At 70.3% G+C, this 18,108-nt stretch carries 19 protein-coding genes; 11 read left to right on the top strand and 8 right to left on the bottom strand.

Features of this window, described 5'->3' with window-relative positions; genetic code table 11:
- A partial coding sequence (locus tag ACJ8AN_RS39605) for an immunoglobulin-like domain-containing protein (RefSeq protein WP_407760819.1) occupies positions 1–2,059 on the bottom strand: 2,059 nt, incomplete at its 3' end.
- Between the two features lie 384 nt (positions 2,060–2,443).
- Here ACJ8AN_RS39605 and ACJ8AN_RS39600 point away from each other — a divergent pair.
- The gene (locus tag ACJ8AN_RS39600) at positions 2,444–2,665 is read left to right on the top strand and encodes a hypothetical protein (RefSeq protein ID WP_407760818.1); all 222 of its coding nucleotides are present in this window, start codon (positions 2,444–2,446) and stop codon (positions 2,663–2,665) included.
- Between the two features lie 36 nt (positions 2,666–2,701).
- On the opposite strand, the gene ACJ8AN_RS39595 is transcribed toward ACJ8AN_RS39600, so the two are convergent.
- From ACJ8AN_RS39595 to ACJ8AN_RS39585, 3 genes are all read right to left on the bottom strand, one after another.
- A complete protein-coding gene (locus ACJ8AN_RS39595) occupies positions 2,702–3,580 on the bottom strand; it encodes an OmpA family protein (protein ID WP_407760820.1) in 879 nt (292 codons plus the stop codon).
- Between the two features lie 140 nt (positions 3,581–3,720).
- On the bottom strand, positions 3,721–4,116 hold the full coding sequence (locus ACJ8AN_RS39590; RefSeq protein ID WP_407760817.1) for a DUF2750 domain-containing protein: 396 nt from the start codon (positions 4,114–4,116) through the stop codon (positions 3,721–3,723).
- A complete protein-coding gene (locus tag ACJ8AN_RS39585) occupies positions 4,106–5,116 on the bottom strand; it encodes an FAD-dependent oxidoreductase (RefSeq protein WP_407760816.1) in 1,011 nt (336 codons plus the stop codon). The genes ACJ8AN_RS39590 and ACJ8AN_RS39585 overlap by 11 nt, the downstream gene beginning before the upstream one ends.
- 104 nt (positions 5,117–5,220) lie before the next feature.
- Here ACJ8AN_RS39585 and ACJ8AN_RS39580 point away from each other — a divergent pair, with 104 nt between their 5' ends.
- Positions 5,221–6,000, top strand: coding sequence for an S-adenosyl-l-methionine hydroxide adenosyltransferase family protein (locus ACJ8AN_RS39580; RefSeq protein WP_407760815.1), 780 nt, complete (start codon positions 5,221–5,223; stop codon positions 5,998–6,000).
- Here ACJ8AN_RS39580 and ACJ8AN_RS39575 read toward each other — a convergent pair whose 3' ends face one another.
- Both ACJ8AN_RS39575 and ACJ8AN_RS39570 read right to left on the bottom strand, forming a co-directional pair.
- The gene (locus tag ACJ8AN_RS39575; RefSeq protein ID WP_407760814.1) at positions 6,001–6,300 is read right to left on the bottom strand and encodes a hypothetical protein; all 300 of its coding nucleotides are present in this window, start codon (positions 6,298–6,300) and stop codon (positions 6,001–6,003) included.
- A gap of 149 nt (positions 6,301–6,449) precedes the next feature.
- The gene (locus ACJ8AN_RS39570; RefSeq protein ID WP_407760813.1) at positions 6,450–6,812 is read right to left on the bottom strand and encodes a VOC family protein; all 363 of its coding nucleotides are present in this window, start codon (positions 6,810–6,812) and stop codon (positions 6,450–6,452) included.
- A gap of 185 nt (positions 6,813–6,997) precedes the next feature.
- On the opposite strand from ACJ8AN_RS39570, the gene ACJ8AN_RS39565 reads away from it, so the two are divergent.
- Both ACJ8AN_RS39565 and ACJ8AN_RS39560 read left to right on the top strand, forming a co-directional pair.
- Entirely contained in the window at positions 6,998–7,591 is a 594-nt protein-coding gene (locus ACJ8AN_RS39565) for a DUF488 family protein (RefSeq protein ID WP_407760812.1), read from the top strand.
- A gap of 6 nt (positions 7,592–7,597) precedes the next feature.
- Complete coding sequence (locus tag ACJ8AN_RS39560; RefSeq protein ID WP_407760811.1) at positions 7,598–9,577, top strand: CASTOR/POLLUX-related putative ion channel; 1,980 nt, start codon at positions 7,598–7,600, stop codon at positions 9,575–9,577.
- An 80-nt stretch (positions 9,578–9,657) separates the two neighbouring features.
- Here ACJ8AN_RS39560 and ACJ8AN_RS39555 read toward each other — a convergent pair whose 3' ends face one another.
- Positions 9,658–10,206, bottom strand: a complete 549-nt coding sequence (locus ACJ8AN_RS39555; protein WP_407760810.1) for a hypothetical protein — start codon at positions 10,204–10,206, stop codon at positions 9,658–9,660.
- 178 nt (positions 10,207–10,384) lie between these two features.
- Here ACJ8AN_RS39555 and ACJ8AN_RS39550 point away from each other — a divergent pair, with 178 nt between their 5' ends.
- Both ACJ8AN_RS39550 and ACJ8AN_RS39545 read left to right on the top strand, forming a co-directional pair.
- Entirely contained in the window at positions 10,385–10,732 is a 348-nt protein-coding gene (locus ACJ8AN_RS39550) for an Hpt domain-containing protein (protein ID WP_407760809.1), read from the top strand.
- A 36-nt stretch (positions 10,733–10,768) separates the two neighbouring features.
- Positions 10,769–10,948: a hypothetical protein gene (locus tag ACJ8AN_RS39545; protein WP_407760808.1), complete on the top strand. Its 180-nt coding sequence runs from the start codon at positions 10,769–10,771 to the stop codon at positions 10,946–10,948.
- Positions 10,949–10,954: 6 nt separating this feature from the next.
- On the opposite strand, the gene ACJ8AN_RS39540 is transcribed toward ACJ8AN_RS39545, so the two are convergent.
- Complete coding sequence (locus tag ACJ8AN_RS39540) at positions 10,955–12,148, bottom strand: glycosyltransferase (protein WP_407760807.1); 1,194 nt, start codon at positions 12,146–12,148, stop codon at positions 10,955–10,957.
- Positions 12,149–12,297: 149 nt separating this feature from the next.
- Here ACJ8AN_RS39540 and ACJ8AN_RS39535 point away from each other — a divergent pair, with 149 nt between their 5' ends.
- From ACJ8AN_RS39535 to ACJ8AN_RS39515, 5 genes are all read left to right on the top strand, one after another.
- The gene (locus tag ACJ8AN_RS39535; protein WP_407760806.1) at positions 12,298–12,651 is read left to right on the top strand and encodes a response regulator; all 354 of its coding nucleotides are present in this window, start codon (positions 12,298–12,300) and stop codon (positions 12,649–12,651) included.
- A gap of 362 nt (positions 12,652–13,013) precedes the next feature.
- Positions 13,014–14,918 carry an ATP-binding protein gene (locus ACJ8AN_RS39530; protein ID WP_407760805.1) on the top strand — a complete coding sequence of 635 codons (1,905 nt, stop codon included), beginning with the start codon at positions 13,014–13,016 and terminating at the stop codon, positions 14,916–14,918.
- A gap of 131 nt (positions 14,919–15,049) precedes the next feature.
- Complete coding sequence (locus ACJ8AN_RS39525; protein ID WP_407760804.1) at positions 15,050–16,213, top strand: hypothetical protein; 1,164 nt, start codon at positions 15,050–15,052, stop codon at positions 16,211–16,213.
- A 32-nt stretch (positions 16,214–16,245) separates the two neighbouring features.
- Positions 16,246–16,524, top strand: a complete 279-nt coding sequence (locus tag ACJ8AN_RS39520) for a DUF485 domain-containing protein (RefSeq protein ID WP_407760803.1) — start codon at positions 16,246–16,248, stop codon at positions 16,522–16,524.
- A 16-nt stretch (positions 16,525–16,540) separates the two neighbouring features.
- The coding region (locus ACJ8AN_RS39515; RefSeq protein WP_407760802.1) for a sodium:solute symporter family transporter at positions 16,541–18,108 on the top strand (1,568 nt) is incomplete at its 3' end.

The raw sequence follows: 18,108 nt of genomic DNA, 5'->3' as shown, positions 1-18,108 counted from the left end.
GCACGTACACCTCGGCGGTGGCGCTGGTGATGGGGCACTGGCCACCGCCCGTCACGAGCACGCGGCCGTCCTGCAGCTTCGTGGCCGTGTGGCCACGGTGGGAGGCCAGGGCGTTACCCGTGGCCGACCAGCTCTTGCTCTCGGAGCTGTAGAGCTCGGAGGTGGAGTTGAAGCCGCCCACCACCAGCACCCGGCCGTCGTCCAGCAGGGTGGCCGTGTGCAGCATGCGCGGCAGGGCCATGCTGCCCGTCAGAATCCAGCCGCCACCGCGGTCCTCGCAAGTGCCGGAGGCGCCCGGAACCACCGTCACCGTGCGGGTCGCGGTGCCGACGTGGCCGGCCGCGTCCTGCGCCGTATAGGTGAGGGTATAGGTGCCCGCCACCTTGGTGTTCACCGAGCCGGAGACGGTCACCGCGGAGCTCAGGTCACCGAAGCAGACGTCGAAGGCCGAGGCGCCCGTCTCGACGTAGGGAGTGCCGCACTCGAGCGTCTGCGAGGCGTAGCCCACCACCGCGACAATCGGGGCCATCGTGTCGGCCACCGTCACCGTGCTGGTGCAGGTGGAGACGTTGTTCGTGTAGTCGCGGCCGGTGTACGTCACCGTCGTGGTGCCCAGCGGGAAGCTGCCGGCACCGCGGCTGCTGGTGTACGTCGCCATGCTGCAGTTGTCCGCGCCGTACGCCGAGCCGGGGTCCACGTTCGCGCCACCCGAGACGCACTCGGTCACCACGTCGGCCGGGCAGGTGATCCTCGGAGGCGTGTTGTCGACCACGGTCACCGTCGCCGAGCAGGAGGACTCCAGGCCCGTGGCGTCCTTGCACCGGATGGTCGCGGTGGTGGAGCCCATGCCGAACTTCTTGGGCGACTGGTCGCAGGCCAGCAGATCGCCATCCGGGTCATACGTGCCGTCGTCGACGCTCGCCATGACGGCGCACACGAGGCTGTCGGCCTCCACCGTCACGTCCTTGCACTTCGTCACCGGAGGACGGGCCACGACGACGGACTTGCACGAAGCGCTGCAGTTGCCCGAGCCGTTGGCGGCGCCGGTGTCGCACTCCTCGCCGGAGTCCAGCTTGCTGTCACCGCACCAGTGCAGGCGGCAGATGGAGGAGCAGGCCGTGCCGGGCACGCCGTTGCTGGCGCCCGTGTCACACTCCTCGGGGTACTGCACCGTGCCGTCGCCACAGCGCACCGGCACCGCGCCGCGCGCCAGGATGTAGGGCACGCCGTGCGAGCCATCCGCGAAGTCCTTGGAGCCCGGCAGGCGCGAGCCGTACGTGGGGTCTCTCGCGATGACGAGCGGGGTGAAGTTGGCGGCCGGGTAGGAGTCGAAGGCCTCGTGCACCGAGCAGCCCCAGTTGGACAGCAGCGGGTCCGTCAGGCCGCTGAGGGCCGTGTGGGTGGCCACGATGTGGGCGTCGTTGTAGCAACCCACGCCCGTCACGGTGAAGGTACCGAACGGGTCGAGCACCGCCACCACCGTCTTGGGCGCGGTGTCGTGGTAGTAGCAGCTCAGGTTGATGTACGCGCCCGTCTTGCCCTCCTGCGCGGCGGCGAACTGGACCGCGTTGGAGGTGACCTGGCTGACCACGTGGTACACGGGGTCGGTGCCCACGACGATGACGTTACCGTCGACGACCGGGCCCCAGACCTTCCGGTTGTTGAGCGCCGGCTGGATCAGGCTCTGGCTGCCGGCGCACGTGGCGTCGCCCAGGATGATGGCGCGGTAGGAGGCGAAGTCCGCCGAGGTCTTCGCGGCCCAGGCCGCGTCGGAGACGACGTCCACCGTGTAGCCCTTGGCCTTGGCCGCCAGCGCCTCGATGCTGCCGGTGCCACCCGTCACCGTACTGGCCAGGATGAGCACCTTGTTGGTGCTGCCCAGGCCCTGCGGGCGCGTGCTGACCGCAGAGGGCGCCATCGACTCCGGCGCCGCCTTCGCACTGTCCTCATCCGATGACAGTTCGCTGCCACCGCAAGCCGCGAGCAACAACACGCTCAGGGCCGTCAGCATCCGATGGCGGATGCCGCTCCAGCTCTTCACTTGGTTGTCAAACCGCATTGTACCCCACCCTCTTGGTTCAAGCGCGGAGCGCTCTATAGGGAGCGCGCTCCACGGCCGGGAGGGCGAAGTCCGTCGCGCCCCCCCGTTCTCGGCACTCCCGTCAGGTCCGCGACAGCCGGCCAGACATGCGGGCGGTATTCTTTTACATCAGGTGGTCGCGAGAATGAGACGTGAACGTGCGAGCACCGCGGGCCTCTCGCTCCTGCTCGAGGCGCACGCCCGGACATGGACGCGAGGCCTCTGCGTGAATTCACGGACTTGTACGGACACCCCGCATTCGGGTAACGCTCCGCGCCATGGACGCCCTGGTGGGCGCCGGGCAGGCAGGACCCGAGCCGTGACCTTGTTCCCCCCGGAGCGCGTGCCCAACTTCACGGGGTGATGAAAACCTCACAATTGATTCCGGCCTGGATGCTGTACCTGCTCGCGCCCGTGGTGGCACTGGCGCAGGGCGGGCCCTCGCGTGAGAACGAGATGGTCCTCCACAGCTCGGTGCTCTGGTACTGGGTGGCGATGCTCGTGGTGGCGGCGGTCGCCTTCGCGATCGTCACCGTCCGCCTGTCCAAGCGCAGGCAGCCGCCGCACCGTCCGAGCACTCCCTGACGCGGGCCCGGTGACGCGGGCCCGGTGAGACGTGGCTCAGGGCGCGGCCGCGGCCGCCTTGACCTCGCCCTGCTTGCCCGCGGGAAGGTCCGGGATGAGGAGGATCTCGATGCGCCGGTTGCGGGCGCGGCCCTTGGGCGTGGCGTTGCTCGCCACGGGTTTGGTGTCCCCATGGCCCGCGGCCACCAGCCGGCCCTGCGGCACGCTGGCCTTCTCCGCGAGGAAGCGCACCACGTTCACCGCGCGCGCCACCGACAGCTCCCAGTTCGTCGGATAGGTGGCCGCCAGCCGCTGCGAGGGCGGCGCGTCGTCCGTGTGGCCCGACACGAGGATGGAGCGGTTCTCCACCTTCGCGAGCACCGTGCCCAGCCGCGCCAGCACCTCGGCCCCGCGCGGCGACAGGCTCGCCTCTCCCGAGTCGAAGAGAATCTTGTCCACCAGGTCCACCTGGATGCGGCCCTCGGCCTGCGACACGCGGATTTCCCCGTCGGCGATCTCCGACTTCAGCTTCTGCTCGATGTCCTCATACGTGGCCTTGAGGCGCGCGAGCTCGGCGTCCTTCTCCGCCACCGCCTGCTGGAGCTGCTCGCGCTCGGTGGACAGCCGCGTGCGCTCGTCCTCGAGCGCCGTGAGCTTCTGATCCTTCGCCGCGAGCTGCCCGGCCAGCTGCGTCTCCAGCGCCTTGCGCGCCTGCTCCGTGGCCACCGTCCGCACCCGGGCGTCCGCGGCGGCCTTCTCGGCCTCGTCCGCGCGCGCCTTCTGCGCCGAGTACGCCCCGTACCCGAAATAGCCCGCGGCCCCGGCCAGCAGCAGCACCAGCGCCGTCACCAGCCACGGCACCCAGGGCTTCGCGCCTCCCTCACGGCCGGGGCCCACTCCCTTCGCATACACCGTCTTGTCGCTGTCTCCTGACATGGCGCGCAAGCTAGAGGCTCCGCCCGGGTGCGCTTCAAGGCGTTACAGGTGAGCGCAAGTATCCGCGGGTGCAACGTTCCGCTCGCGGCGGAGCGACGACCGCTCCACGCCACGTGCGTGACAGCCAGGGGCACTGGGTTTCAGGCCAGGGGGCCGCGCGCGGTGCGCAGGTCCTCGATGAGCTCGCGCGCCGTCACCGGGTGGCCGTGCCCGTCCGGCGTGAAGAAGACGCCCACCGGCATCCCCTCCTCCTCCAGCTGCGGCAGGACGTTCTCCAACAGGTCCTCCAGCCGCATGGCGCGAGGCTGGAAGCCGGACCACAGCCGGTTGGCGCACAGGGCGGCGAACTCGGGCGCGGGCCACAGCGGCAGCACGTCCCGGCCGGAGTCGTCGAGCGCGAGCGCCCAGCCCTCGCCATCGAGTCCCCAGACCTCGCCGGACTCCACCACGCGTTGGAGGAAGTACGAGTAGCGCCGTGCCGCGGGCAACTTCAGCACGGACTGCAACCGCTCCTGGCTCTCTTGTTCACGTTCCATCCGTCCTCCCAGTGCTCGAAGGATTGTTCACCGGTCCGACAGGGGCGGTGCCCGCGGAGAGGGAGCGCACGAGCGCGGCCACCTCCTCGGCACAACCCCAGGAGAGTGTCACGCCCGCGCCCCCGTGCCCGTAGTTGTGCACCACGGAGCGCCCCGCCACGTGCTCCAGCTCGAGGCGCACCGAGGGCCGCCCGGGCCGCAGCCCCACGCGGTGTTGCACCACGTGCAGCCGGGTGCCCGCGGGCAGCAGCCGCGCCGCGCGCGCGAGGATGGCCTCGGCCTGCGCCGGGTCCGGCTCCAGCGACCAGCTGCCCTCCACGGCCGTGCCGCCGAGGATGCAGTCGTCGAAGCGGGGAATGAGGTACGTCATGCCGCGCGCCTCGTCCTGCTCGTCGAGGAGGAAGCGCTCCGTCGGAGGCGGCGCCACGCGGAGCACCTCGCCACGGATGGGGAAGAGTGTCTCGTCGCCCAGCAGCTCGCGCGAACCGAGGCCGGTGCAGTTGACCACCAGCGGCGCTGCCTCGAGCGCCTCGTCCAGCGAGCGCACCTCGCGCTGGCGCACGGAGCCGCCGAGCCGGCGGAAGCGCTCCAGCAGGTACGGCAGGTAGCGCGACATGTCGATGACGGGGGCCTCGAGGACGTAGCCGTCCACGAAGCCCGGGAGCAGCTCCGCCGCGGTGGCCCGGCGGAAGCCCGGCACGCACGGCTTCCACCACGGGTCCGGCGCGGGCCACAGCAGCAGCTCGATGCCGGACACGCACCTGACGCCGGTGCCGGACTGCCCGGCGAGCACGCACAGCTCCTCGAAGGTGCGCGCGGCCCAGGCGGTGACACGCTCCCGCGGATGAGCGCGGTACGGGTACCAGACGGCCGCCGCGACATCGGAGGTGGTATGCGGGGGCAGCTCGCGCGCCCAGAGCTCCACCGGGTGACCGGCTTCGAGCAGCCGGACACCACAGGACAGGCCAGAGACTCCACAACCGAGGATGACGACGCGCATGGGGGACTGGGGGCTGCTCCCCGTTCTATCGCGGATGGGGCCCTGAACGTGAATGCCCCCCTCCACTCCAGGAACGGAGGGGGTGCGGCTATCCTCCTGACGCGATGCCTCCAACCATCAGCCTGCTCACGGATTTCGGCCTGACGGACACCTACGTGGGCCAGATGAAGGCGGCGATCCTCCGGGTCGCCCCGGGCGTTTCCCTCGTGGACCTGACGCATGCGGTGCCCCCGCAGGACGTGACGGGAGGGGCCTTCCTGCTGTGGAGCGCGGTGGAGGCCTTCCCCGAGGGCTCGCTGCACCTGGCGGTGGTGGACCCGGGCGTGGGCTCGACACGGCGCGCCGTGGCGGTGCGGTCGCTGCGGGGAGATGTGCTGGTGGGGCCGGACAACGGGTTGCTGGTACCGGCCCTCGAGCAACTCGGGGGGCAGGACCTGGCCGTCGAGCTGACCGCGCCGGAATACTGGGGGCCGCGGCAGTCGCGGACCTTCCACGGGCGGGACAAGTTCGCCCCCGTGGTGGGACACCTGGCGGCGGGTGTGGCGCTGGAGAAGCTCGGCCGCGCGCTGCACCACCTGGAGAGGCCCTTCTCCTTCCCAACCCCCCACGAAGAGGACGGGTGCCCGGTGGGCGAGGTGCTCCACGTGGACACCTACGGCAACCTCATCACCAACCTCCCGGGAGCGATGCTGCCGGTGCGCTTCCGCGTGCACGTCGGGAACACCGTCATCGAGGGCGCCCCGCATGCGCACTACCAGGTCGTCGCGTCCGGTGGGCTGCTGGCCCTGGTGGGAAGCGCGGGGCTGCTGGAGGTGTCCGTGCGGGATGGCAGCGCGGCCGCGGTGCTCGGGGTGGGCCGGGGCGCGCGCGTGCGCCTCGAGTGACTACTCCTCGCAGACGAAGTGGACGGTGCACGTCACCGACGCGTCGGGCGTGCCCGCGGAGTCGACCCGGCACGGCACCTGCTCGTAGCCGGCGGCGAGGAAGCACAGCTCCTCGCACGAGGTGTCCGGCGGAGGCTTCGTGCCGTCCGCCCGGCGGAGATTGGCCACGAAGAACGTCTCGTCGTACGTCGAGCTCCTGCCCTCGCAATTGTCGCCCGAGGTGTCGCAGCCGGACAGCGCGAGCGCGGGGACGGCGAGCAGCAGACCAGCGAAGGCACGGCGGAACGTCCTGCGAGACATGGTCACCTCACCTGAGCACGGCCAGCGGCCAATGGGCGCGCGGGAACCTGTCACGAAGGGACACCGCGCCCCATGGGCCCGAGGACGTGAGTGTCCGAGGGCGGTAACGGCGCGCCACCGCCCGTCTGGCATTGGACGGCCGTGGGCCCCTACATCGTGCTGAGCAGGACGAGGTTGCCGTCCGGATCCCGGAACATGGCGCTCGAGCCCCACGCTTCCTTCTTGGGGGGCTGGGTGAACTCGACGCCCTTCTTCTTCAGCTCCTCGTAGGTGGCGTCGAGGTCATCCACGGCGAACACCACGCCGGGCACCTGGCTCTTCCCGTCCGGCGGCGGGCCGAAGGGACTGATGACCACCTGGGTGTCCGCACCGGGAATCCGCAGCTCGATCCACCGGCCCGGCCCCGCCGGCTGATTCGTGTGCACCTCGAAGCCCAGCTTGTTCGTGTAGAAGTCGAGGGCCTTGTCGAAGTCCTTGACCGTGAGTCCAACGAACTTCACGCGTTTGATCATGTGACGCTCCCGTGTGTTGCGGCGGGTGCGGTGTGCCACCAGTCACGCACCGCTGTAAAGGACCCGGTACGCCGCCCCTGGCGCGGGAGCACGTCCAGGTAACCCGCCGCCCTGGCCGCCCGCTCGCCCGTCCCTTCCGTCCGTCTGTCTCCGTGCCCACCTTCCCACCACGGAGGACCCTGGCCATGAACACGGAGCGGCCCATACGGAAGGCACCGGGATGGGGCAAGGCGCGCATCTACTCGGTGGGCCATTCCACGCGCCCGGCCGGGGAATTCGTGGAGCTGCTGCAAGCCCACGGCATCCAGACGCTCGTGGACATCCGCACGGTGCCTCGCTCGCGGACCAATCCCCAGTTCAACCGGGACACCCTGCCCCGGACGCTCGCGAAGGCGGACCTCCGCTACGTGCACCTGCCCCGGCTCGGAGGGCTTCGGCGCACGAGCCAGGACTCGCCCAACACCGCGTGGCGCAACGCCAGCTTCCGAGGCTATGCGGACTACATGCAGACGGACGAGTTCGCGCGGGGACTCGAGGAGCTGCGGGAGCTCACTCCGGACGGGCCGCTCGCCCTCATGTGCGCCGAGGCGGTGCGCTGGCGGTGTCACCGCTCGCTCGTGTCGGATGCGCTGTACGCACGGGGCGTGGTGGTGCTGCACATCTCCAGCCGCACCCGCGCCGAGCCCCACAAGCTCACGCCCTTCGCCGAGCTGCATGGCCGGCAGGTCCTCTACCCCGGTCCGCCCGGGACCGGCGCGGAGTCAGGAGTGGTAGCGTAGGGCTCCATGGAGTCCAGGCTGTTTCAGCGCGCCGGGCGCTCGGCGCGCGCGTGGGTCATCTACCGGTTGGATCAACTCCTCACCCTCCCGCCACTCGTGCAGGTGGGCGTGCTCTTCCTGCTCACCGCCGTCCTCGTCGGCGCGTTCGCCTGGCTCGAGCTCGCGGTACACCCTCGCGACACCACCATCCCCAATGGCACCGAGGCCCTCTGGTGGACCGTCACCCACTTCCTCGACGGTGGAACCATGGTGATGGATCCCCCCTACCGCCGCCTGCTGGCGCTCGGGGCCACCTGCACCGGCGTCTTCGCCGTGTCGCTGCTCACCGCGGCGCTGACGTCCAAGATGGGCGAGCGCATCGACGATCTGCGCTCGGGCCTCAACCCGGTGGTGGAGCGCGGCCACGTGCTGTGCCTCGGCTACGACCCGAACGTGGCGCTGGTGGCGCGGGAGATCGCCCGCTCGGGGCAGCGCTGCACGCTGGTGGTGCTCGCCCTCGAGGACAAGGACCGCATCGACGTCGCCCTGAAACCGGCGCGCCATGTGCCCAACCACCGCCTGCGCACCGTGGTGCGCACCGGAGACCCTCGCAACGAGCAGGCCCTGCTGCGCGTGGCGGCCCAGCGCGCCCGCGCCGTCATCGTCACGCCTCCCGCGAGCCTGTCCGACGAGGACTCCGTGGAGTGGACGTTGTCCACCCTGCTGGCCCTGCACCGCATCGTCGAGGAGGGCTTCCACGGGCGCGTCATCGTCGAGGCCCGGCGCACCGAGGCCCGGGAGCTGCTCTCGCTCGCGGGTGAGCGGGACCTGTCCGGCCCAGGCATGCTCTCGCTCGACATCGTCGCCTCGGACGAGGTCATCGCGGGGATTCTGGCCCAGAGCACCCGGCAGGACGGCCTCTACTTCGTCCTCCGCCACCTGCTCGCCTTCGACGGGTGCGAGCTCTACATGGACCCGCTCCCCGCGGAGCTCGAGGGCCACGGCTTCGACGACGCGCACGCGGCCGTGGTGGACGCCATCGTGGTCGGCGTCCAGACGGCGGCGGGCAGGACATGGCTGTGCCCCATGCCCGACCAGGTGGAGCGGCTCCAGCGTGGAGACCGGCTCATCGTCCTCTCGAGCGGGAAGCACCGCTGGCGCACGGGCGGCACGCTGCCCACGCCCCTGTTGCCCACCGCCGGCTCCATCCCCAGCCCCGTCCCGCAGAACGTCTGCGTCGTGGGCTACAACCACACCCTGCATCACCTCCTGCGCGAGCTGGAGGACGGCCTGCCCGAGGGCTCCCACGTCCGGGTGGTGGCCGGAGCTCAATCCGAGGAGGCGACCCGTCTGGTCGAGCACGAGCGCGAGCAGGCCCGGCGCGTGCGCTTCGAGTGCGACTCCCGCCCGCCCGCGAAGCTCGCGCACCACGGCAAACACGAGATGTGCAGCGCGGACGCGGTGGTCATCCTCGGCGACGAGGACGCGCACGACGAGAACGGCGACGCGAGCGCCCTCGCGATGCTGCTGCGGCTGCGCCACGGCATGAAGGTGAGCGGCAACCGCGCCCGGCGCGTGGTGACGGAAGTGAGAGACCCCCGCTCCGCCATGCACATCGTCCCCCGGCGCGGAGACTGCGTGGTGTCCAGCGACGTGGTGGCGATGCTGCTCGCGCAGTCGGTGCTCGATTCCGACGTGGCCTCGGTGTACCGGGAGTTGCTCTCGCCCGGGGGCGTCACGGTGCACCTGCGCCCGCGCCAGGTCCAACTCCCGGATCGCGCCGCCACCTTCGCCGATGTCATGGCCAACGCGCGGGCGCGCGGGGAGATCGCCATCGGCTTCTACCCGGATCCGCGCAGCCGAGGCCACGAACGGGAGATCGCCCGCCAGCGCCTGGAAGAAGGCGACGTCGGAGGCAGCGAGGACGCCTGGCTCAACCCTCCGCGCGACACGCCGGTGCCCGAGGAGCCGGACACGCAGGTGGTGGTGCTCGCGCACGGGCGGTGAGGCCAGGCTGCCGCTGAGCGCGGATGGGCCCCGGGTCTTCCCTCCCCCGGAGCCCTCTTCATTTCAGACTACCGAACGTCTCAGTGGCCCGTGGTCGAGCCGCTGCCGGTTCCCGTGCTTCCGGTTCCACCACCCGAGCGAGTACCCGAGCCCGAGCCCGCCCCCGTGCTGCCACCGGTCGTGCCGGTGCCACCGCCCGTCGTTCCAGCGGCGCCGCCGCCCGTCGTGCCGCCCGTCGTGCCGGAGCCCGTGCCGCCCCCCATCGTGCCGGTACCGGAGCCCGTGCCGCCGCCCGTCGTCCCGGCGCCGCCGCCCGTCGTCCCGGTACCCGTTCCGCCGCCCGTCGTCCCGGTACCCGTTCCGCCGCCCGTCGTGCCGGTGCCGGTACCTGCGTCATGGCCGCCCTTGGTTCCCTTGGTGCCCTTCGCGCCCGAGCCGCCCGTGCCCATGTCCGAGCCCGTGCCCGTGGTCCCCGAGCCACCCGTGCCCATGTCCGAGCCCGAGGTCCCGACGTCGCCCGTGCCGCCCATGCCCTGCTGATTCCCGGACTGATCGCCCGACTTGCACCCCGGCGCCAGACACAGCGCCGAAGCCAACGCACCCACCACCAGGAACTTGAAATTCTTCATCACGCACCCTCCTGCGGAGTTCACCCACTGTGGGGTTCGCAAAAGGGTAGGCACCGTACAAGGGGTACGACACTGGCCCCCGGGTACACCCCTGGGTAGAGGAGCCCGGAACCCCTCGCCCTCCTGGCTGCCGCTGAAATCAGGCACAATGCGCCCCATGGAGCCGCAAGCCCTCGCGATGGACGTCCGACAACTGGAGAAGCTGCGCGTGCTTCAGGACGAGGAGGATCCACACCTCGTGGCGAACATGGCGCGCGGCTATCTGGACCGCACGCCCCAGCGCATCGGCCGGATGCACGAGCTGCTCGCCACGGGTAATGCCGCGCTGCTGGCGCACGAGGCCCATGGCCTGGCGACGAGCAGCGGGATGTTCGGGATGATGCGCGTGCGCATGCACTGCAAGGACTTGGAGAACCTCGCGCGCGGCCCGCGTCTGGACGGCGCGGCCGAGCTGCTGAGCGCGGTGGCGCGGGCGTACCAGGAGGCTCGGCCGCTGCTGATGGCCCAGGTGGGCCTCCAGGACTGAGCACGCGATGAAGTCCCCTCCCTCGCCTACCTGCTGGTGCTCTTCCTCATCGCCTACGCCGCCGAGCGCGGGCGCATCCCCTCGCGCATCACCCAGCACCCGCTCGCCTACGCGCTGGAGGCACGGCGGCACGCTGGAGGTGGACAGCCAGCCCGGCGCCGGCACCACCTTCACCGTCGTGCTCCCGAGGCGATGGACCCTCGGGCCCTCGGGTAGCGGCGCTCACGCCCGGAGCTGCGGCGTCTTCTCCTTCGCGAGCTTCTCCAGCAGTTCCACCGCGCGAGCCATTCCCGGCAACGCCCGGGCCTCGCGCTGGAAGCGCCGCGCGTTCTCGCGGTAGGAGGGCGTGTCGAGCACATCGCGCACCGCCTCGCGGATGCTCTCGCGCGTCATCGAGAGCGGCTCCACCACGCGCGCCACACCCAATTCCTTGCACCGCGCGGCGTTCATCGGCTGGTCGGCGGCGATGGGCACGAGCACCAGCGGCAACCCGAAGTCGAGCGCGGCCGTGGTGCTGTTGTAGCCGCCGTGCAGAATCGCCAGGTCCACCTGGGGGAAGAGCAGCGACTGGGGGATGTAGCGCTCCACGTGCACGTGCGCCGGCTGCGGCCCGAGCGCCGCCGGGTCGATGTCCCGCCCCACCGTCACCACCACGTCCACCGGCTCCTCGCGCACGCCCTCCACGAGGGTGCGCAGCACGTGCACCACCTTGTTGAAGACCGTGCCCAGCGTCACGTACACCACCGGCCGCCCGTTCTGCCCGAGCTGCGAGGCCCACGCGGGCAGCCGCTCGTCACCGGACTGGTCGAAGATGGCCGGCTGGAAGAAGTGCGCCGTCGCGGGCAGCGTGCCCCCGAGGTAGTGCGGCGGCACGAAGCACAGGTGCAGGTACGGGTAGAGCGCGCGCTGCTCGGGGTCCGGCGGCAGGCCCAACGTGGCCCGCACCTCGTTGAGCCGGGCCACCATCAGCGGGTGCGCGTAATCCTGGGGCAGCGCGGCGCCCACCTGGATGGAGGCGTGCGGGATGCCGAGGTGCTCGGCCGCGATGGCTCCACCGAACTCCATCGAGTCGCGCACGAGGAGGTCCGGACGCCAGCCGGACGCGAGCGCCACCACGTCCGGCGCCATCATCCGCGCGAAGTGGCCGCCGAACATGTTGGCCATGTGCTCGCGGCGGGCCTCGGGCGGCATGCGCATGATGCTCTCCGCCCGCTTCGCCATCCCGTCCGGGCCCCCCATCTGCTGAAACTCACCTCCGGCGCGGAAGAAGCGGAAGCCCTTGGCCTCCACCTGCTTCTGGATTGGCTCTCCGCTGGCGAAGGCGACCTCGTGACCCGCCTGCTGGAGCGCCTGCGCGACGGGGACGAGTGGATGGAAGTGGCCGGAGCCGGGAAGGGTCGTGAAGAGGATTCGCATGGTGGGGGGTCCCTGTTCGAGATCGCGGCCGGATAACGCCGGTGCGCGCCGGGTGCCACCGACGAATCCGTGTTCATGCGCTGGGTGACTCGCGGAGTCCTGCCGGGCGGCCGTCTCCTCGATGACGCACTCCGTCATTCCGTTTGGAAGTGGACAGAGGACGGGGCGCGGGGACTACCCTCTCGGTCAAGCCTTCCGAGTGTGTCGCTCCGCCCCCAAGGAGCGAGCTGCGGCGCCTGCTGACGCGCGCGGGACACGACGTGGCCGAGGCCGGCGCGGTGCACGAGGCCGAGACGGATTACGAGCTGGACTCGTTCGAGCTCATCCTGAGCGACCTGCGGCTGCCGGGAGCGCCGGGCGCGGATGTCATCGCCAAGGCGCCGGGCGTGCCGGTGCTCATCATGACGAGCTACGCCACGGTGCGCTCGGCGGTGGAGGCGATGAACATCTCCCAGGCAGCCGGGCAATCCCTTCCAAAGACTCACTCCAGAACCACCAGGTGAGGTGGCGTATCTGCGTAAGTCTTTCCCAGTACCCCGTCGTGTACATGCGCGCGCGGGGAGCACGTCTACTTGGAACCGTGAGGGGAAAATCCGGGCTACGGACCTTTTTCGCGCGCCGTGCGCGGGCCTTCCCGCCGCGAGCCACCCGTGCACGCGTCCTCCCGGTGTCTTCTCCGAGACGAAACCGCACCGTAGCCAGTGCCTCCTGCCGAACAGGATTACGGCGCCGTGACAGAGCATGTTGGACCCACGACGTCTCCACGGACGGAAGTCACGGGACGGAAACCCAGGCGCGGATGCTCGTGCTCTCCTGGCCATCCAGGCGCATTCCGGAGAACGAGGAAAGCGCGGGAGCCCTACCCATGCCCGTCACGTCCACCCTGGAAGCCAGGCTGCCCGAGCTCAGGCCGTCGCAGACGTCCCTTCCCGCGCTGTCGCACCGGGGCCCGTGGGGCTGGGTGCTCGCGCGGCTGGACACGTGTCTCTCCGAGTCCCTGCGCAAGGCCTCTCCCGTGGAGCTCAGCCGGGGCCGCCTGCTGGTGGGCATCCTCGGGATGCTGCTGCTCTTCGATCTACTCGTCCTCTTCTTCTACGTGCGCGTGAGCCCCGAGCCGCTGCGTACCGGCGCCGTCCACCTCTCGTGTCTGGTGTTCTTCTCGGGGACGCTGGGGTGGCTGCGCCATGCCACCTCCATCCAGGTACCGGCGTGGGGGCTGTGCTTCCTCGTGGTGGCCGCCATCTGCGCCGAGTCCTGGCTCGCGGGCACGCAGGCCGTGGCCGTGAGCGCCATGACCATGCTCGTGCCGATGCTCACCGTGTACCTGCTCGGCGTGCGCTGGGGCCTGTTCTTCACCCTGCTCGCCGCCGCGAACATGGCGCTCGTCCACCCGCACCTCTTCCCTCCTCCCAATGGCCCCGCGCTCAACCACTCCTCCGCGCTCTTCCTGCTGGGCGGGTGGCTGGTGAGCTGGATGTTCCTCACCTCGCGGGACGAGGCCCACGCGACGCTCGAGCACGTCCTGAAGACGCTGCGCGAGAGCGAGGCCAAGCTCATCAGCCTCGTGGAGAGCACGGATGATCCGGTGTGCTCACTCGACGCGAGGGGGCGGGTCATCGCCTTCAACGCGGCGGGCTCGGAGCTGTGCCGCCAGCTCTTCGGTGGAGAGCCACTCCGGGGGGGCACCCTCTTCGATGGGCTCGCGCCGGAGCAGCGCGCGCGCTGGAAGGAGCGGGCGGGGCAGGCGCTGGGCGGCGAGCGTCTGCGCTTCCAGGTGGACCTGATGCTGGAGGGCCGCAAGCGGGTGATGGACCTCAGCCTCAATCCCATCCTCGGGCCGGCGCGGCGCCCGGTGGGCATGACGCTCTTCGGCCGGGACATCACCGCGCTCAAGGAGGCCGAGGCGAGGCTGGGCGAGCTGCACCGCAGCCTGCTGGACGTGTCGCGCCAGGCGGGCATGGCGGAGATGGCCACCGGCATCCTCCACAACGTGGGCAACACGCTCAACAGCGTGAACGTGTCCGCGGGGCTCGTCTCCGAGCGGCTGCGCTGCCTGCGGGTGTCCGGCGTGGCGAAGGCCTCGGCGCTGCTGCGCGAGCACACGGGCGACCTGGCCTCCTTCTTCACCCGGGACTCGCGAGGCCAGCGGTTTCCGGCCTACCTCGAGACGCTGGCGCAGCAGCTCGCCACCGAGCAGGCCGCGCTGCTGTCCGAGGCGCAGACGCTCGTGCAGAGCATCGAGCACATCAAGGCCGTGGTGAGCATGCAGCAGGCGCACGCGCGCGTGGCCGGGGTGGTGGAGCAGATTTCGGTGACGCAGCTGCTGGATGACGCCCTGCGGCTGCACTCGGTGTCCTTCGAGCGCGTGGGCATCCACGTGCGCACGGACTACGCGGCGGTGCCCTTCCTCTCGGTGGACCGGCACAAGCTGCTGCAAATCCTCATCAACCTGCTGAGCAATGCCCGGCACGCGCTGCTCGACAGCTCCCAGCCGGACAAGCGCATTTGCGTGCGCGTGAGGCTGAACCTCGAGGGGCGGCTGCGCATCGAGGTGACGGACAATGGCGTGGGCATCCACCCGGAGCACCGCGCGCGCCTCTTCACCCAGGGCTTCACCACGAAGAAGGACGGGCACGGCTTCGGCCTGCACATCAGCGCGCTGGCGGCCGGGGAGATGGGAGGCTCGCTCACGTGCGCCAGCCCCGGTCCGGGCCAGGGCGCCACCTTCGTCATCGAGCTGCCCCTCGCGGGCGGAGGGCCGAGGGGCTGAAAAGTGTTACCTGCGTTACCCGGGTGAGGGGGAGGGTTACCTTTCGAAACATCTGAGTGGCGTGGCGGAGGCCAGGCCCGCGAGAACATTCATGCTGCGCGCTGGAATGAGCGTTGCTCATGGAGGCTCGCGTGCGAACCCACACTCTGCCCCTGTCCCCGTCCCTCGTCGTCCTCCTGGCCGCGATGGCGGCCCTCGTCCTCCCTGGCTCCGCTCGCGCCGCGAAGATTCCGCTCGGTGAAGGCCCGGCCACGCTGAATGTCGGCGTGCTGGTGCAACCCTGGACGCAGCTCTCCAAGGGGGGCGCGCCCGCGGGCAACGTGGGCACGGACTTCTTCCTGCGCCGGGTGCGGCTCATCGTCTCGGGCAACGTCACCGAGCGCATCTCCTTCTTCATCGAGACGGACCAGCCCAACCTCGGGCGCGACGGCAACTGGAACCCGGCCTTCTTCGTCCAGGATGCCTTCGCCTCGGTGAAGCTCCTCACCACGGGGAACGTGCTGTGGATCGACGCGGGCATGATGCTCGCGCCCTTCACCCACCACTCGCTGCAGGGCGCCACCACGCTCAACACGCTGGACTACCACGCCTCGCTGGTGCGCTTCCCCACGAACGAGGGGAAGATCTGGCGTGACGCCGGAGTGCAGGTGCGCGGCTTCCTCGGGGCGCTGCACTACCGCCTGGGCGTCTTCAACGGCATCGAAGGGCAGGCGGCCAACCCCACCGCCACGCCTCCCGTCGCCGAGGTCAACCCGCACGACATTCCCCGCGTGGTGGCCCACGTCCGCTACAACCTGCTGGGCACCGAGGACGGCTTCTTCTTCAACGGCATCTACTTCGCGGACCAGCCGAAGCTGTCGGTGGGCGTGGGCGCGGACTACCAGCCGCGCTCGGTGCTGTCGGCGGGCACGGAGCGGGACGACGTGAACGTGGGCGCGGACGTCTTCCTCGACTACCCGCTCGCCAACGACCAGGAGCTCCTCTTCCAGACGAACGCCTTCCGCTACTGGCAGGGCCGGGAGAACACCACCAGCGGCTTCGGCCTCTTCGGGGAGGTGGGCTACCGCATCGGCATCATCGAGCCCCTCTTCTCCGCCGAGTACTTCAACGCGGACGTGGCCGACACGGACTTCCTGTCGTTCCGGCCGGGGTTCAACGTCTGGGTGATGAAGCACACCTTCAACGTCAAGGCCGAGGTGGCCATCACCCGCCAGCAGGTGCCCGCCACCGCCACGGCCGCCGCGGACACCACCACCAGCGTGGCCGGCACCGCGCAACTGCAGCTCTTCTACTGACCTTCCCCGCTACCCAAGGAGACCCCTGCACCATGTCCCAGAAATCCAAGGCCGATGAGCTCGAAGCCCTGGCGGCGGCGCGCTGGCGCGTGGCCGCCGTGCTCACCGCCGGCACGCTCATTTCCTATTTCGGTTTCATCCTGCTCGTCGCTTTCGACAAGCCGCTCATGGGCCAGCAGCTCGCCCCGGGGCTGTCCCTCGGCATCCTGCTGGGCGCGCTCGTCATCGTCTCCGCCTGGGTGTTGACCGGCATCTACGTCTGGTGGGCCAACAACCACTACGACAAGGCCCTCCACCAGTTCCGCCGCTGAACCCGGAGCCACGCGAATGAATCCTCAGCAGGCAACGACTTCCATTGGCGAGCCGAACACCGTCGCCATCGCCTTCTTCGTCATCTTCGTGGGCCTCACGCTCGCCATCACCTGGTGGGCGGCGCGCAAGACGAAGACGACCTCCGAGTTCTTCGCCGCCGGTGGCGGAGTCACCGCGATGCAGAACGGCTTCGCGCTCGCGGGTGACTTCATGAGCGCCGCGAGCTTCCTGGGCATCGCCGGCCTGGTGGCGCTCTCGGGCTTCGATGGCCTCATCTACTCGGTGGGCTGGCTGGTGGGCTGGCCGGTGGTGACGTTCCTCATCGCCGAGCCGCTGCGCAACCTGGGCAAGTACACCTTCGCGGACGTGGTGGCCTACCGGCTCAAACAGACGCCGGTGCGCATCTCCGCCGCCGTGGGCACGCTCACCGTGGTGAGCTTCTACCTGATTGCCCAGATGGTGGGCGCCGGCAACATCATCCGCATGATGTTCGGCCTGTCCTACGAGGTGGCCGTGGGCCTCGTCGGCGTGGTGATGATCCTGTACGTGCTCTTCGGCGGGATGATCGCCACCACGTGGGTGCAGATCGTCAAGGCGGTGCTGCTGCTGCTGGGCGCCACCGCGCTGGCCATCATGGTGCTGATGAAGTTCCACTTCAGCCCGCTGGAGCTCTTCAGCGAGGCGGCCAACCGCTACGGCCCCGAGGTGCTGGCGCCGGGCAAGCTGGTGTCGAGCCCGCTCGAGGCGGTGTCGCTGGGCCTGGCGCTGATGTTCGGCACGGCGGGCCTGCCGCACATCCTCATGCGCTTCTACACGGTGCCCAACGCCAAGGCGGCGCGCAGCTCCGTGTTCTACGCCACGGGCCTCATCGGCTACTTCTACCTGGTGACGTTCATCCTCGGCTTCGGCGCCTCGGTGCTGGTGGGCCGCGCGGCGCTCACTGGCGTGGACAAGGGCGGCAACATGGCGGCACCCATGCTCGCCGAGGCCCTGGGCGGCACGCCCTTCCTGGGCTTCATCTGCGCGGTGGCCTTCGCGACCATTCTCGCGGTGGTGGCCGGACTGACGCTGTCGGGCGCGGCGGCGCTCTCCCACGACCTGTGGACGCACGTGGTGCGCAAGGGCACCTCGCCCGAGCGCGAGCAGCTGCGCGTGGCGAAGCTGGCCAGCCTGGGACTGGGGATTCTCGCCATCATCCTGGGCGTCCTCTTCAAGGGGCAGAACGTGGCCTTCATGGTGGGCCTGGCCTTCGCCATCGCCGCGAGCGCCAACTTCCCCGCCCTGCTGCTGTCCATGGCCTGGAAGGGCTTCACCACGCGCGGCGCGGTGGCGAGCATGATCACCGGCTCGGTGAGCGCGGTGCTGCTCATCTTCCTGTCGCCCACGGTGCAGGTGGACCTGCTGGGCCACAAGGAGGCGCTCTTCCCGCTGAAGAATCCGGGCATCATCACCATGCCGCTGTCCTTCTTCGTGGGCTGGGTGGTGTCGCTCGTCTCTCCCGAGCCCGAGGCCGCCAGGCGCTACGCCGAGGTGAAGCACCGCATGCACGTGGGCGCGGACGCCGATGCGCCCGTCTCCGCCGG

It is taken from the genome of Archangium sp., from assembly GCF_045802675.1.
GTDB lineage: Bacteria > Myxococcota > Myxococcia > Myxococcales > Myxococcaceae > Archangium.
The sequence above is the reverse complement of the archived record's forward strand: the minus strand, read 5'-3'. Positions and strand labels throughout refer to the sequence as shown.

Excerpts from the sequence above, each read along its gene's own strand:
- ACJ8AN_RS39585 (WP_407760816.1), bottom strand. The coding sequence starts at position 5,116 with ATGCGCGTCGTCATCCTCGGTTGTGGAGTCTCTGGCCTGTCCTGTGGT.
- ACJ8AN_RS39565 (WP_407760812.1), top strand. The coding sequence starts at position 6,998 with ATGAACACGGAGCGGCCCATACGGAAGGCACCGGGATGGGGCAAGGCG.
- ACJ8AN_RS39540 (WP_407760807.1), bottom strand. The coding sequence starts at position 12,148 with ATGCGAATCCTCTTCACGACCCTTCCCGGCTCCGGCCACTTCCATCCA.
- ACJ8AN_RS39570 (WP_407760813.1), bottom strand. The coding sequence starts at position 6,812 with ATGATCAAACGCGTGAAGTTCGTTGGACTCACGGTCAAGGACTTCGAC.
- ACJ8AN_RS39560 (WP_407760811.1), top strand. The coding sequence starts at position 7,598 with ATGGAGTCCAGGCTGTTTCAGCGCGCCGGGCGCTCGGCGCGCGCGTGG.
- ACJ8AN_RS39580 (WP_407760815.1), top strand. The coding sequence starts at position 5,221 with ATGCCTCCAACCATCAGCCTGCTCACGGATTTCGGCCTGACGGACACC.
- ACJ8AN_RS39550 (WP_407760809.1), top strand. The coding sequence starts at position 10,385 with ATGGACGTCCGACAACTGGAGAAGCTGCGCGTGCTTCAGGACGAGGAG.
- ACJ8AN_RS39595 (WP_407760820.1), bottom strand. The coding sequence starts at position 3,580 with ATGTCAGGAGACAGCGACAAGACGGTGTATGCGAAGGGAGTGGGCCCC.
- ACJ8AN_RS39600 (WP_407760818.1), top strand. The coding sequence starts at position 2,444 with ATGAAAACCTCACAATTGATTCCGGCCTGGATGCTGTACCTGCTCGCG.
- ACJ8AN_RS39520 (WP_407760803.1), top strand. The coding sequence starts at position 16,246 with ATGTCCCAGAAATCCAAGGCCGATGAGCTCGAAGCCCTGGCGGCGGCG.
- ACJ8AN_RS39555 (WP_407760810.1), bottom strand. The coding sequence starts at position 10,206 with ATGAAGAATTTCAAGTTCCTGGTGGTGGGTGCGTTGGCTTCGGCGCTG.
- ACJ8AN_RS39575 (WP_407760814.1), bottom strand. The coding sequence starts at position 6,300 with ATGTCTCGCAGGACGTTCCGCCGTGCCTTCGCTGGTCTGCTGCTCGCC.
- ACJ8AN_RS39530 (WP_407760805.1), top strand. The coding sequence starts at position 13,014 with ATGCCCGTCACGTCCACCCTGGAAGCCAGGCTGCCCGAGCTCAGGCCG.
- ACJ8AN_RS39590 (WP_407760817.1), bottom strand. The coding sequence starts at position 4,116 with ATGGAACGTGAACAAGAGAGCCAGGAGCGGTTGCAGTCCGTGCTGAAG.